Source organism: bacterium (assembly GCA_020444325.1).
Taxonomy (GTDB): domain Bacteria; phylum Bacteroidota; class Ignavibacteria; order SZUA-365; family SZUA-365; genus BM516.
Genome location: JAHLLD010000007.1, coordinates 59,386 through 73,615 on the forward strand (window position 1 = coordinate 59,386; position 14,230 = coordinate 73,615).

The window sequence follows — 14,230 nt, forward strand, 5'->3', positions numbered from 1 at the left end:
GGGTCTGAAATGCGCATACTCACCATACTCGCTTTTGCCGCTATGCTGTCGGGTCATGTACTCGCACAGACATCCTCCTGGGAAGCGATGAATCGCGGACTGCAGCATACGCTTGTCTACACTATTGCCATCGATCAGACCGATTCCCTGCTCATGTACTGTGGTACCGACTATGGCAGGCTGTACAAATCGACCGACGGCGGTTTCAACTGGGTGCTCAGTAACAACGGAATTCCGACGATTTTCAGCACCGCACGCCTCTCAGCGCTTACCATAGATCCGGGTAACCCGAACACCCTGTATGCCGGTTTCAGCTCCGGCGGAGAAGGCCAGCCGCTTTTCATCAGTACTGATGCCGCCGGCAGCTGGACACCGGTCGGGGATCCTTCTGCATGGCCCGGTGGAGGCATTCTGCACATCTATCGCTCCAATGGCACCGCTCCTGCACTCTATGCAGGTTCCGGGGACCGAAACGGAATATACCGGCGCAAGGACGGTTCTGATACCTGGGTAAGGGTTCTCGATGCGCTCGGTGTGCAATGCATCAGCGGACATCCGGCGAACCCATTCGTTCTCTTCGCCGGAGGAGCAACCAGTCCCGCACTCCTCCGCTCATCAGATGAAGGCAACCACTGGTCACCGGCAACGGAAGGACTCAGTGGACTGGAGGGGCAAACAGGGGTTAGGAGCCTCGCACACTCTCCGAGTGATCCGTCGGTCGTGTTCGCCGGTGTTACCGGTCCGGGACATGGCCTGTATAAATCCGTCGATGCCGGACTGCACTGGAAACGCATGAACGACGTTGACCAGATCTCGGAGATCAGTATTCATCCCCGCAATGAGAACATCATGTACATCTCCGCCATTCATACCGGCGTGCTGCGCTCACTCGATGGCGGAACGACATGGGAAGGAATCAATGACGGACTCCCGACTACCGACATCATGCGTGTCCGTATCGCACCCGGCTACCCGATTCGCGTTTTCGCAATGACACTTAAATACGGGATCTTCCGCATGGTCGATGAGGAACTCGGCGAGGAATGGCTGCAGTACTGATCAATCTCCCTCCACTTCGCTATTGACTGTGTCGACGCGAAGCAGTAACTTATTATCGAGAAAAAGGTCGATAATAGGTTATGGCAATTATCTTTTCAAAGGCATGTGAATACGGGATACAGGCGACGCTGTACATCGCCACCATCGGTGATCGTCGTGTCGGGATCAAGGAAATCGCTGCGGAGCTGAATATCCCCGTGCATTTCCTTGCGAAGATTCTCCAGTCGCTGAGCGAGAAAAACGTGCTGACCAGCTACAAGGGTGTGCAGGGCGGATATACGCTGCAGCGGCAGCCCGGGCAAATTCGCCTGATCGATGTGGTCGAGGCGATAGACGGACTCGGTTTTTTCGACAACTGCGTCCTGGGTTTCCCGGGCTGCGGCACCGGCAAACCCTGTCCGGTACATGACCGCTGGGGTGAAGTGCGTGACACAATACGCACGATGCTCTCGAGCGACAGTCTCGCGGACCTCATCCCCGTATCACGTGAAAAAATCAGCACCGTCCTTCAGGAGTACGGACGGGCGGACTGATATATTTTTTCACTTGAATGTAGACAAGAAAGTCGAGTTTTAAGCCATGAAGGCGATACAGCACATAGAGCGATGGAAGCCGCGCAGCGGACAGCAGCTGCGTTTCTGGATGCAGATGGCATTCATCCTGCTCTGCCTATGGATCGGAGTCGAATTCACGCTGTGGTTTACCTGGCATGATGGCAGCGGAAGTCTGTTCGTTTCGCGTCCCCCGGGAGTCGAAGGCTTCCTTCCCATCTCCGCGTTGATGAGTCTTTACTATCTCGTCCTTGGCGGTGGTGTACACCCCGTGCATCCGGCGGGACTCTTCATCCTTCTCGCATTCATCGTCATGTCCGTTCTGATGAAAAAGTCCTTCTGCAGCTGGCTCTGTCCCGTAGGCACACTCTCAGAGAATATCGGGGAATTCGGGAAAAAGCTCTTCGGCAGGAATTTCGGTGTGTGGCGATGGCTCGACTACCCCCTGCGGTCCATCAAGTATCTGCTCTTTGGTTTCCTTGTGTATGTGGTGTTTTTCCAGATGGACGTCCGTTCGCTCGGCATGTTCCTCGACAGTCCCTACAACAAGGTTGCCGACGTCAAGATGTTCCTGTTCTTCAAGGATATTTCCCGCTTTTCCCTGGTTGTCATCGGGGTGCTGATGGGGCTTTCGCTGTTCATCAGGAATTTCTGGTGCCGCTACCTCTGTCCATACGGCGCGCTGCTCGGTCTGGCGGGCCTCCTCAGTCCCTTCCGCATCACGCGCAACGCCGACTCGTGTATCGACTGCGCAAAGTGTGCGAAAGTCTGTCCCAACCGCATTGCAGTCGACAAACACCGTGTGGTCATGTCCGACGAATGCACAAGTTGCATGGCCTGCGTCGAAGCCTGTCCGGTAAAGGAAACCCTCCAGCTCAAGGCTGCCCCGAAAAGCCGTTTCACCTTGCGACCCACCTGGGTTGCCGCTGCCGTGGCGGGGATATTTCTCCTCGTCACCGGCCTGGCGATGCTGACGGGCAACTGGACAAGCAGCGTGCAGGAGACGGAATACTCGCGGCGCATCAGGGATATCAACAATCCGATATACAACCACAATCAGGGCAGCGCACCACAGGAACAGGCTTCTCGCTGATACGCATCGCTGCGGCGAAGCTGCGGCGCGGTGAACAAAAAAGCCCCTCTTCGGCGTGAAGAGGGGCTTTTATAATGGGGTGAGCGACGGGGGTCGAACCCGCGACCCTCAGAGCCACAATCTGATGCTCTACCAACTGAGCTACGCCCACCATTTCAGAGCATATAAATATACAGCGTTTTTCCTCCGAAGGCAATGGACACGGGGAGAAATCGTTTGCACCCTCCTGAATTTTTCCATAATTTGCATGACTTAGAGTGACCGGATATGAAATCGAAGCATAAACATATCCCCGTTCGCCTATCCGGTCTCACGGATGGCCAGCACCAGCTGCAGTACACGGTTGATCCCGGCAGCATCGAACTGCCCGCGGAATTCCGCACCCCGCTGAGTATCGACGTGACGCTGGACAAGGCAGAACACCAGATTGCACTGCGCATAAGCGTGCGCTCGGTCGCGCATTTGCCCTGCGATCGCTGTCTCGATGAAGTCGACGTTCCGGTCGAGACGGAATTTCTTCTGGTGTTCACGCATGATAATTCCGGCACTTCGTCGGAAGAAGATGATGTACGCGAGATTCCCGTGAACGATCCGACAGTGGATCTCGCAGAAGATGTTCGCGACGCAGCGATGCTCTGCATTCCCATGCGCGTCATCTGCGGTGAAGATGATAATGGAAAGTCGCTCTGCCGCAATCCTATACCGGATGCGCTGCGGGCGGAAAGACAGCAGCGGGAAGATCCCCGCTGGGATACGTTGAAATCATTGAAACTGGATCAATAAATACAATCACTGTTACTCCGGAGAGAGTCTCATGCCCAATCCTACTCATAAGCATTCAAAGGCCCGCACGGCAAAGCGCCGCACGCACTACAAGGCCAAGGCTTCTTCCACCGCAACCTGCGACAACTGCGGCGAGACCAAGCTGCAGCATCGCGTCTGCCCGAACTGCGGGTACTACAACGGCCGTTCGATCATCACCCCGAAACTCTGATCGCCGCCGCTGAGGCGGTCTGGATGAAAAGGCGCCTGGTGTGGTAACCATAGCAGTGGACGCAATGGGCGGGGATTTCGCCCCTGGCAATGTTGTCGAGGGAGCGCTTCTCTGTACCCGCGATCCTCGTTGCGATTTCCGCATTCTGCTTCTCGGCGACGAGGAAGCGATTCGGAAACACCTGCCAACCGACGCGCCAGATAATATCGCGGTACAGCATACCGATGAGGTTGTGGAAATGCACGACCCCATCGCTGTTGCGCTCAAGCAGAAAAAGCAGAGCTCGATGTACCGCGCACTTGAAATGCACCGGGAGGGGGAAGTCGACGGATTTATCAGTGCCGGCAACACGGCCGCGGTGATGGCGCTGTCGACATTGCTGCTCGGACGGCTTCCGGGCGTGGAGCGTCCCTCCATCGGCACCTTCCTCCCTTCGGAGCGGGGTCCGGTACTGCTGATCGACGCCGGCGCGAATGTCGACTCCAAGCCTTCCCATCTTATGCAGTTCGGCATCATGGGAAGTGTTTACACGGAACTGATCATGCGTCGCGAGCGTCCGCGGGTTGGATTGCTCAACGTCGGGGAGGAAGAAAAGAAAGGCAACGATGCGTGCATTGCAGCCTGGCCGCTGCTGAAGGACGCACCCATCAACTTCGTTGGAAATGTGGAGGGGCGGGATATTCTCAAAGGCACGGTCGACGTCGTCGTCTGCGACGGCTTCACCGGCAACATAATTTTAAAATTCGCTGAATCCTTCCCGGGACTGCTGAAAAGCAAGTTTTACGATTATGCTGAACGCGGCTTCTTTCACAAGATATGGGCCGGCTTGATGGGCAAAACCCTCAAGGGCATGATTCGGGACTGGGATTACCAGGAATACGGCGGCGTCCCTCTGCTGGGCGTCAAGGGCATCAGCATCATCGGCCATGGCAGTTCGACGCCACGAGCCATGATGAACATGATTCTCCGCGCCAAGGAGATGGTGGACCGCAGTGTCAATGACACCATCCGGGACGCGATGTCGCCTCGTAATTCATCATAAGTGCATGAGAGAAACAACCGTATGAAAACCGCAGAGATTACTGCTGTCGGGCATTATGCCCCGGACCATGTCGTCCCCAACAGCCATTTCGAATCGTATCTCGACACCACCGACGAGTGGATTGTTACGCGTACCGGCATTCGCGAACGGCGTTTTCTCGATGAGGGAGCGACCTCCGATCTCGCCGTCGAAGCCGCAAAGCGCGCCCTGGAGATGCGCGGCATCGGTGCTGAAGAAATCGATTGCATCATCGTCGCAACGGTCACCCCTGACATGTTTTTCCCGAGTACTGCCGCGCTCGTGCAGAACAAGCTCGGCGCCAAGAACGCCTGGGGCTTTGACCTGAGCGGCGCCTGCTCCGGCTTCATCTTCGCCCTCACGACGGGAGCGCAGTTCATCAAGGCCGGGACGCACAAGAAAGTTCTGGTAATCGGGGCGGACAAAATGACTTCCATCATGGATATGAACGACCGCAATACCGCCATTCTCTTCGGCGACGGTGGCGCGGCCGTGCTGCTTGAGCCCGGAGAAGATGCGGACTACGGCGTGATCGACGCCATCAACTTTGTTGACGGTTCCGGTATGGAAGCTCTGCATATGAAAGCCGGCGGCAGCGCACGTCCCGCGACGAAAGAAACCGTCGAACAGAAAATGCATTACATCACGCAGGACGGTAAAGCCGTATTCAAAGTTGCCGTTGTCGGCATGGCGGATGTTTCGCTCGATATCATGAAGCGCAACAACCTGACTGCGGAAGACGTCGCGTACCTCGTTCCCCATCAGGCGAACATGCGCATTATTCAGTCCACCGCCCAGCGCATGGGGCTGAGCATGGACCAGGTCATGGTCAACATCGACCGCTACGGCAACACCACAGCCGCAACCATTCCAAGCTGCCTGGCTGAGTATTACAAGGATGGCCGCCTCAAACGCGGTGACAACCTGGTGCTGGCCAGCTTCGGCGCCGGCTACACCTGGGGCGGCATTTTCGTCCGCTGGAGCATCTGAGGAGAACATGATGAAGACAGCATTATTGTTCCCCGGTCAGGCATCGCAGTACGTAGGTATGGGGAAGGACCTGTACGAGAGCGTGGCGCGCGCGAAGGAACTCTTCGACAGCGCCAATGAGATCATGGGAACGGATCTGAAAACGATCTGCTTCGATGGTCCCGCTGAAGAACTGAAGCAGACGAAATTCACGCAGCCCGCCATTTTCGTGCACAGCGTCATCGTTGCCGAACTGCTCGGTATCGAAGCCGCTGCCGCGGCGGGACACTCCCTCGGCGAATACAGCGCCCTCGTTGCCGCCGGCGCCCTGACCTTCGAAGACGGACTGCGTCTGGTGAAAAAGCGCGGTGAGCTCATGCAGGAAGCAGGGACGCGCTCTCCGGGCACCATGGCTGCCGTCATTGGTGCGGAAGCGGACGTCGTTGAAGCCGCATGTGCCGAAGCGGCCGACGCCGGTATCGCTCAGCCCGCGAATTTCAACTCTCCCGGACAGATTGTCATCTCCGGTAGTGTCGAAGGAATTGATCGGGCTATGGTGATACTGAAGGAGAAGGGCGTTCGCATTGTGAAGAAACTGCCGGTCAGTGGCGCATTCCATTCCCCGCTGATGCAGTATGCGCAGGATGAACTCGGCGCCGTGCTTGAGGCAACCCCGATTGCGGATGCCCGTTTCCCCGTGTACAGCAACGTTACAGCCCTGCCTGTCACTGCGGCAGCGGAAATTCGTGAGAATCTTCTGCGCCAGGTGACCAGTCCCGTTCTCTGGGAAAAGAGCATGCGCAACATGCGCGCTGACGGCATCGAAGCGTTCATCGAATCCGGTCCGGGCAACGTCCTTCAGGGACTGCTCAAGCGTATTGACGGCGACGCGGCCTGCCGCACTGTCGGAACTTTGGAAGATCTCGGCGCAGCCTGATCGCTGACGCCCACATTGTCTCATTCGATCACGGAAGAAGCATGAGTGAATTGAACGAAAAAACCGCCATTGTCACCGGTGGAGCCCGCGGAATCGGTCGCGCCATCGTCCAGCTGCTCGCGGAACATGGTGCATCCATCGCCGTGTTCGATGTCGCATTCCCGGAGGATTTCGACGCGTTTGCGGAGGGACTGCGTGAAAAGGGGACTCAGATTGAAGGTTATACGGTTGACATCACCAGCGGTGAAGCGGTTGAAGAGCATTGCGCGAAAGTGGCCTCCACATTCGGCAGCATCGATATCCTTGTCAACAACGCCGGGATCACCCGTGACAAGCTCATGCTGCGCATGGGTGACGACGACTGGGATCTCGTCATGGCTGTCAATCTGAAAGGCGCCTTCCTCATGACGCGCGCGGTTGCGAAAACCATGATGCGCCAGCGCAAGGGCAAAATCATCAATATCTCCTCCGTCGTCGGTGTCATGGGCAATGCGGGCCAGGCGAATTATGCCGCCTCGAAGGCAGGTATGATCGGACTGACGAAGTCCAGCGCCAAGGAATTCGCAAGTCGCAACATCAATGTCAACGCAATCGCGCCCGGCTATGTGGAAACGGAAATGACGCATGTGCTGTCGGACGAGCAGCGCGAGGCCTTCCTGTCGGTCATCCCGCTCAAGCGCGGCTGTTCACCCGAGGAAATCGCGCACACCGTCAGCTTCCTCGCTTCGGAAAAATCTGATTATATTACCGGTCAAGTCATCAATGTTGATGGCGGAATGATCATGTAAATCCTTTTGCTTTAAGCATTTTGTACAACATTACACTATCCATCACTGGAGGATCTCATGTCTGAAGACATCACCCAGAAAGTCAAGCAAATCATCGTCAACAAGCTCGGTGTGGAAGAAAGCCAGATCACCGAAGCCGCTTCCTTCACCAACGATCTCGGCGCCGATTCCCTCGACACCGTTGAGCTCGTCATGGAATTCGAAAAGGAATTCGATCTCACGATCGCCGATGAAGACGCTGAGAAGATCACGACTGTTGGCGATGCTGTTTCGTACATCACCGAGAACCTGAACAAGTAAGCGACCCTGCTTGCCTGCTTGATTGTTCAATATCCCGTCCTTTCGGGGACGGGAATCCTATTGGAGGTTTGACATGAAAAAACGACGAGTCGTCGTGACCGGCATGGGCACCGTGAACCCTATCGGGTTGACTGTGCAGGAATTCTGGAATAACGCGCTCGCCGGGGTCAGTGGCGCCGAAATGATCACTGCGTTTGACGCATCGGAATACCGCACCCATTTTGCCGCCGAGGTGCGCGGTTTCGACGCTGAAAAATACATGGACCGCAAAGCGGCCAAGCGCATGGACAAGTTCACGCACTACGCGGTAGCAGCCGCCAACATGGCCATCGAGCATGCCGGGCTCAATCCTGATTCCACCGATTACGAACGTGTCGGTGTCATCATCGGCTCCGGTATCGGCGGTATGTGGACGAACTGGGAACAACAGAACATCCTGATCGAGGAAAAATCCCCTCGCAGGATCAGTCCCTTTTTCGTTCCCATGCTGATTTCCGACATTGCTGCGGGCCATGTTTCCATCATGCATGGTTTGAAAGGCCCGAACTATGCCACGACCTCCGCCTGTGCCACCTCGGCGCATGCCCTCGGTGACGCATTGATGCTCATCGAACGCGGAGATGCCGATGTCATGGTTACCGGAGGTGCCGAATCGGCCGTGTGTCCCATGGGACTCGGTGGCTTCAATGCCGCGCGCGCACTGTCCACCCGCAACGACGATCCCAAGGCAGCCAGTCGTCCGTTTGATAAGGATCGCGACGGCTTTGTCATGGGTGACGGTGGTGCCATCGTCGTTCTTGAAGAACGGGAGCACGCCATCCGCCGTGGTGCAACGATTTATGCGGAATTCGCCGGCATGGGCTTCACCGCTGACGCCTATCACATCACCGAACCCGCCCCGGGTGGTGAGGGCATCGTACGCTCGATGCGCGCTGCCATGCGCGACGCAGGCGTCGAACCTGAAGAAATCGGGCTCATCAGCGCACACGGCACATCCACCCCTTACAACGACAAAAACGAGACCGCCGCAATCAAGACTGTTTTCGGCGATCACGCACAGAAGCTGAAGATCAACTCGCTCAAGTCGATGACCGGCCACCTGCTGGGCGCGGCCGGAGCGCTGGAAGCAATTGCCACGGTGATGATGCTGCATACCGGAAAACTGCATCCCACCATTAATTATACCACTCCTGATCCCGAGTGCGACCTCGATTACGTCCCCAATACCGCTATCGAGCACCCGGTTCAGGTCGCCCTGTCCAATTCCCTCGGCTTCGGCGGCCACAATGTCTCGCTGTTGTTCCGAAAGCCATAGGACGGGCATTGCTCAAGAAATCTGAGTATGCTTCGAATTTTTCGTTCGCTTCTCTCACGTAGCACCTCGAAATCCCGCGCTGCATTCCCTCCTCCTGATATTGATCAGGAGGAGGAGCGCCTTGCTCTCTCGGCGTTTGCAACATTTGACCGCGTGGAATTCACCCGCCGCACCGGATACCGCATCCGGGAAGAAGATTTTTTCCTCCAGGCAGTTATTCACCGCTCTTACCTGCAACTGTGTCCCCCGGGACAGCTGCAGTCGAACGAGCGTATGGAGTTTCTGGGGGATGCCGTATTGAACCTCGTCGTCGCGGAATACCTTTATCACAGCTTTCCCGAAGCCGAAGAGGGCGAACTCTCGAAGCTGCGATCCAGGCTCGTCAGCCGCGCAGCACTCGGGGAATGCGCCCGCAACCTCCAGCTCGTAGATTTTGTGCTGCTCAGTCCGAGCGCATTGCAGTCTATCGAAGACGGCAGCGACTCCATTCTTGTGGATGCCGTCGAAGCGTTCGTGGCTGCGATTTACCTCGATGGCGGCTACGATGCCGCACGGGCTTTCATTAACGAACATCTGCTCAAGACCCTGAGCAACAGCCGGATGGTACGCGATGAAAATTATAAGAGCCGGCTGCTCGAGTATGCCCAGGGACGGGGAATGGGCACGCCCCGATATGTGACCATTGACGAATCCGGGCCCGATCACAACCCTGTCTTCACTGTTGAAGTACAGGTCGGCGGCGTTCCCGCCGGCACGGGAAAGGGGGGAAATAAAAAGACCGCGGAACAGAACGCGGCTTCCCGTGCGTTGGCATTCCTACAGCAGAAAGGGAGCGGCTCAGACTCCTGAGAGCATTCCGTTCCGCGCAGCGGCACGAGAACAGCAGTGCTGTTATAAGCACCGCTGCACGATTCCAGAGTATACATTCACCTCTATTCAAATGTCTTCGCCTCATACCATGAAAAACAATCAACTGTACGAAACGCCATTTGAAACCCGGCACATCGGTCCGAGTATCGCAGAAGAGCAGGAGATGCTGCAGACCATGGGGCTCTCTTCTCTTGATGAACTGATTGACCAGACCGTGCCCGCGCACATCCGCATGAAAGACCCGCTTGATATGCCTCCGGGCATGGGTGAGCCTCGCTACCTGAGAACACTCGGTGCGATGGCATCCCGCAACCGTGTGTGGAAATCGTGGATCGGACTCGGGTACTACGGTACGCATACCCCGAGTGTCATTCGCCGCAATATTTTTGAAAACCCGGGCTGGTACACCTCGTACACCCCGTACCAGGCGGAAATTTCCCAGGGACGCCTCGAGGCCATCCTGAATTTCCAGACCATGATCGCGGACATGACGGGCATGGAAATGGCCAATGCCTCCCTACTCGACGAGGGGACGGCCGCCGCGGAAGCGATGACCATGGCGCAGGGCATTGTGCAGCGCAGTGCAGCACGCAAGCACAGCAACAAGTTCTTCGTCGCGGACACCGTGTTCGCCCATACACTCGACATTCTCAGTACACGGGCAGAACCGCTCGGACTCGAACTTGTCGTCGGTGACATCGCCGAGGCGCAGCTCGATGATTCCTACTTCGGTGTACTGCTGCAGTATCCGAACGCACGCGGCGCAGTGCAGGACTACACCGATGTCATCGCACGGGCGCACGAACTGGGCATTCTGGTGGTGTTCGCCGCAGACCTGCTGTCGCTTGCAGTGCTGAAATCACCGGGTGAGCTCGGCGCCGATATCGTCGTCGGGAATTCACAGCGCTTCGGCGTCCCGATGGGTTACGGCGGTCCCCACGCTGCGTACTTCGCCACACGTCAGCAGTACGTGCGCCAGCTCCCGGGCCGTATCATCGGCGTGTCTGTCGACCGCCATGGCAACCGCGCCTATCGCATGACGCTGCAGACACGCGAACAGCACATTCGCAGGGAAAAGGCCACATCCAACATCTGCACCGCCCAGGCACTGCTCGCCGTCATGGCCGGCATGTACGCCGTATACCACGGTCCGGAAGGCATCCGTCAGATCGCTACCCGTGTGCATACCCTGGCCGCAGCGACGGAGAAGGGACTCCGCACCCTCGGATTCAAGCAGCTGAACGATCTTTATTTCGACACACTGCTCGTGGAAGCCGATGCCGCTGTCGTGCGCACCGCAGCGGAAAGTGCGGAAATCAATTTCCATTACATCGATGCCAATCATGTCGGCATTGCACTCGATGAAACTACGACGGATGAAGACGTCGACGAGATTCTCCGTGTCTTTGCGGCAGTTGCCGGCAAAGACTTCGTCGCGCCATCCGATCTCTATGATGATCTTCCCGTGGCCTTTCCTGAGCAGCTGACGCGTACGAGCGATTATCTCACCCATCCGATCTTCAATATGAACCGGTCGGAAACCGAGATGATGCGCTATATCAAGTCGCTCGAAAACCGTGACATCTCCCTGGTCCACTCCATGATCCCGCTCGGTTCGTGTACGATGAAGCTCAACGCCGCCACGCAGCTGCTGCCGGTTTCGTGGCCCGAGTTCGCGGCGATCCATCCCTTCGTTCCCGCGGCACAGGCCGAGGGATATCGCATGATGATCACCGAACTCGAAGAGATGCTGACGAAAGTGACCGGACTTACCGCGACCTCACTGCAGCCGAATTCCGGCGCACAGGGTGAGTATACCGGGCTGATGGTGATCCGTGCATATCACATCGCCAACGGAGAAGGCGAGCGCAACGTCGTTCTTATCCCCTCCTCGGCGCATGGCACCAACCCCGCCAGTGCGGTTATGGCCGGCGCACGCGTCGTGATCGTCGCCTGCGACGAACGCGGCAACATAGACGTCGACGATCTGCGCGCAAAAGCGCAGGAGCACCGTGATACGCTTTCCGCGCTGATGGTCACCTATCCTTCAACACATGGCGTGTTCGAGGAATCCATCAAGGAGATGTGCGAAATCGTGCATGAGAACGGCGGACAGGTGTATATGGACGGAGCAAATCTCAATGCGCAGCTTGGGCTCACGAGTCCGGGCATCATCGGCGCTGACGTCTGTCACCTCAACCTTCACAAAACCTTCGCCATTCCGCATGGCGGTGGTGGTCCGGGCATGGGGCCAATTTCCGTGGCCTCGCATCTCGCACCTTTCCTCCCCGGTCATGTGGTTACATCCACAGGCGGCACGAAGCACATTTCCGCCGTGGCCGCCGCCGCATGGGGCAGCGCCAGCATCCTGCCGATTTCCTACGGGTACATCAAGATGCTCGGCGGCTCGGGTCTGACCGAATCAACCCGCTTCGCCATCCTCAATGCGAACTACCTGAAGAAACGGCTGGAGAACGAGTACCGCATTCTCTATACCGGCAAGAACGGGCATGTCGCGCATGAATTCATCCTCGACCTGCGTCCCTTCAAACAGTATCACATCGAAGCTGAGGACGTCGCGAAGCGTCTGATCGATTACGGTTTCCATGCCCCCACACTGGCCTTCCCCGTCGCCGGCACACTGATGATCGAGCCGACCGAAAGCGAATCGCGCGTGGAACTCGACCGTCTCGCCGATGCCCTGCTGGAGATCCGAAAGGAAATCCAGGAGATCATCGACGGTACGGCGGATGCCGAAGACAATGTGCTGCGCAACGCACCGCATACGGCACCGGAAGCTCTGGCGGATGAGTGGACGCACCCGTATTCCCGCAGCAAGGCCGTTTACCCACTGCCCTTTGTGAAGGAGAGGAAATTCTGGACCCCCGTGGCGCGCATTGACAACAGCTACGGTGACAGGAATATTATGTGCAGCTGTCCCCCGATCGAGAGCTACATGGATTAGAAATATGCAGTTTCTGCATATTTTCGAAAGAAAAATTATGCAGAATGTGCATAATCGTTTCAGCACCCGTATGCAGTTTCTGCATACGGGTGTTCTGTTTTTAGGCACACTGATGATAGGCAGATTGTTTTTCTGCACGCGTGTCCGTAACATAGTGCCTGCTGCCGTATGCGCACGAAAAAATCCCGCCCAGATTTGAGGAGTCACATGCGTATCCCTGCCATCCTCTTTCTCTCTCTCCTGTTCTTTTCCTGTTCGAGTACCCCGAACCGTCCCGCGTTTTCCGACTTCCTGGAGATCCGCGAAGTACAGGCCGACGACCCGCTCGCACTCCGTTATGAAACGCGCGACGGCGAAGAAATTCGCCTCGGCGATCCGGTCCTCTCGGGAAAGAACATTTCCCGCTTCCAGGTGAAGCCCGGGAAAACCGATCTCTTCGATTTGTACATCACGCTGACCGGAGCGGAAGAGGCCCGCTGGAGACGTTTTGCACGGTCCCGGGGACGTGAAGCCGCCCTCGTCATAGACGGCAAGGTGCGCTGCCTTTTCGAAGTACCGGATCCCGGTGACCCCCAGGCCGGTGCGGTCATCGTTGTGCCCATTCCTGAAGTCGCTGAGACGCAGGAGGAAGCGGATGAGCTCGAGCGTTTCCTCGAAGACAACAAACCTGTAAAATCGAAATCCACCTCACGGTAATGCAGACCAGCTCACGCCTGATACTGTTCAGTGCTCTCGCAGTTTTTCTCGCAGGTACCGTCTGGCTTTTCTGGCCCGACCCTGTGATGGAATGGGAGAAAGGCGTACTCTGTCCCGAACTCCCGATTCAGACCGCGCCAACGAGGAGCACCCCCTGGCTGAAAGATGACTTCATGATTACGGCACTGGCGGACTATGACATCCGGGCACGCGTACTGAGCCGGAAGAATTACGGCAGCGGTAAGGAGTCGGATCTCTCCCCTGTCGATTTTGCACTCGGCTGGGGACGCATGTCCGACAGTTTCGTCATCGATAAACTGGACATCTCACAGGGACACCGCTGGTACAAATGGCGTGTGGCCGACCTGATGCCCATCCCACGCAAGGAAATCGAAGAGAGCAGCGCAAACGTGCATATCCTGCCCGCCAACGATGAGGTGTGGGACATGGTTGATGAAGTCCACGAGGGCAGCGTCGTACACATGAAAGGATATCTTGTCAAGGTGACCAGTGACGGGGGGTGGCACTGGGTTTCATCTACCCGCAGGGATGATACGGGTGATGGCGCCTGCGAGGTGTTCTGGGTGGAATCCCTCACTGTCGAGAATCCCGAAGAATCCTGACACCAAAAGC

The 14,230-nt window shown here is 56.9% G+C and carries 15 protein-coding genes and 1 tRNA gene; 15 read left to right on the forward strand and 1 reads right to left on the reverse strand.

Annotation, left to right across the window (positions count from 1 at the left end; translation table 11 throughout):
* The first annotated feature begins 9 nt into the window (after positions 1-9).
* The 3 genes from KQI65_10625 (at position 10) to KQI65_10635 (ending at position 2,703) form a co-directional block, all read left to right on the forward strand.
* Positions 10-1,059 (forward strand): hypothetical protein, encoded by a 1,050-nt coding sequence (locus KQI65_10625; protein MCB2205194.1) that lies wholly within the window; start codon positions 10-12, stop codon positions 1,057-1,059.
* Between the two features lie 80 nt (positions 1,060-1,139).
* A complete protein-coding gene (locus KQI65_10630; GenBank protein ID MCB2205195.1) occupies positions 1,140-1,592 on the forward strand; it encodes an Rrf2 family transcriptional regulator in 453 nt (150 codons plus the stop codon).
* A gap of 46 nt (positions 1,593-1,638) precedes the next feature.
* Positions 1,639-2,703, forward strand: coding sequence for a 4Fe-4S binding protein (locus KQI65_10635; protein ID MCB2205196.1), 1,065 nt, complete (start codon positions 1,639-1,641; stop codon positions 2,701-2,703).
* A gap of 75 nt (positions 2,704-2,778) precedes the next feature.
* Here the strand turns inward: KQI65_10635 and KQI65_10640 are convergent.
* Positions 2,779-2,854, reverse strand: a tRNA-His gene (locus KQI65_10640).
* Positions 2,855-2,970: 116 nt separating this feature from the next.
* Here KQI65_10640 and KQI65_10645 point away from each other — a divergent pair.
* The 12 genes from KQI65_10645 to KQI65_10700 all read left to right on the forward strand — a co-directional run bounded on the left by KQI65_10645 (position 2,971) and on the right by KQI65_10700 (position 14,220).
* The gene (locus KQI65_10645; protein MCB2205197.1) at positions 2,971-3,486 is read left to right on the forward strand and encodes a DUF177 domain-containing protein; all 516 of its coding nucleotides are present in this window, start codon (positions 2,971-2,973) and stop codon (positions 3,484-3,486) included.
* A gap of 31 nt (positions 3,487-3,517) precedes the next feature.
* On the forward strand, positions 3,518-3,697 hold the full coding sequence (gene rpmF / locus KQI65_10650; protein MCB2205198.1) for a 50S ribosomal protein L32: 180 nt from the start codon (positions 3,518-3,520) through the stop codon (positions 3,695-3,697).
* Positions 3,698-3,737: 40 nt separating this feature from the next.
* Positions 3,738-4,739, forward strand: a complete 1,002-nt coding sequence (gene plsX, locus KQI65_10655) for a phosphate acyltransferase PlsX (GenBank protein MCB2205199.1) — start codon at positions 3,738-3,740, stop codon at positions 4,737-4,739.
* A gap of 21 nt (positions 4,740-4,760) precedes the next feature.
* Entirely contained in the window at positions 4,761-5,747 is a 987-nt protein-coding gene (locus KQI65_10660) for a ketoacyl-ACP synthase III (GenBank protein MCB2205200.1), read from the forward strand.
* Positions 5,748-5,757: 10 nt separating this feature from the next.
* Entirely contained in the window at positions 5,758-6,663 is a 906-nt protein-coding gene (gene fabD / locus KQI65_10665; GenBank protein ID MCB2205201.1) for an ACP S-malonyltransferase, read from the forward strand.
* Between the two features lie 41 nt (positions 6,664-6,704).
* Entirely contained in the window at positions 6,705-7,451 is a 747-nt protein-coding gene (fabG, locus tag KQI65_10670) for a 3-oxoacyl-[acyl-carrier-protein] reductase (GenBank protein ID MCB2205202.1), read from the forward strand.
* A gap of 57 nt (positions 7,452-7,508) precedes the next feature.
* Positions 7,509-7,751 carry an acyl carrier protein gene (locus KQI65_10675; protein MCB2205203.1) on the forward strand — a complete coding sequence of 81 codons (243 nt, stop codon included), beginning with the start codon at positions 7,509-7,511 and terminating at the stop codon, positions 7,749-7,751.
* Positions 7,752-7,824: 73 nt separating this feature from the next.
* Positions 7,825-9,066 carry a beta-ketoacyl-ACP synthase II gene (gene fabF, locus KQI65_10680; GenBank protein ID MCB2205204.1) on the forward strand — a complete coding sequence of 414 codons (1,242 nt, stop codon included), beginning with the start codon at positions 7,825-7,827 and terminating at the stop codon, positions 9,064-9,066.
* A gap of 27 nt (positions 9,067-9,093) precedes the next feature.
* Positions 9,094-9,915 carry a ribonuclease III gene (gene rnc / locus KQI65_10685; GenBank protein ID MCB2205205.1) on the forward strand — a complete coding sequence of 274 codons (822 nt, stop codon included), beginning with the start codon at positions 9,094-9,096 and terminating at the stop codon, positions 9,913-9,915.
* Between the two features lie 109 nt (positions 9,916-10,024).
* A complete protein-coding gene (gene gcvP, locus KQI65_10690) occupies positions 10,025-12,901 on the forward strand; it encodes an aminomethyl-transferring glycine dehydrogenase (GenBank protein ID MCB2205206.1) in 2,877 nt (958 codons plus the stop codon).
* A gap of 207 nt (positions 12,902-13,108) precedes the next feature.
* On the forward strand, positions 13,109-13,597 hold the full coding sequence (locus tag KQI65_10695; protein MCB2205207.1) for a hypothetical protein: 489 nt from the start codon (positions 13,109-13,111) through the stop codon (positions 13,595-13,597).
* Complete coding sequence (locus tag KQI65_10700; protein MCB2205208.1) at positions 13,597-14,220, forward strand: hypothetical protein; 624 nt, start codon at positions 13,597-13,599, stop codon at positions 14,218-14,220. The genes KQI65_10695 and KQI65_10700 overlap by 1 nt, the downstream gene beginning before the upstream one ends.
* Positions 14,221-14,230: the final 10 nt, after the last annotated feature.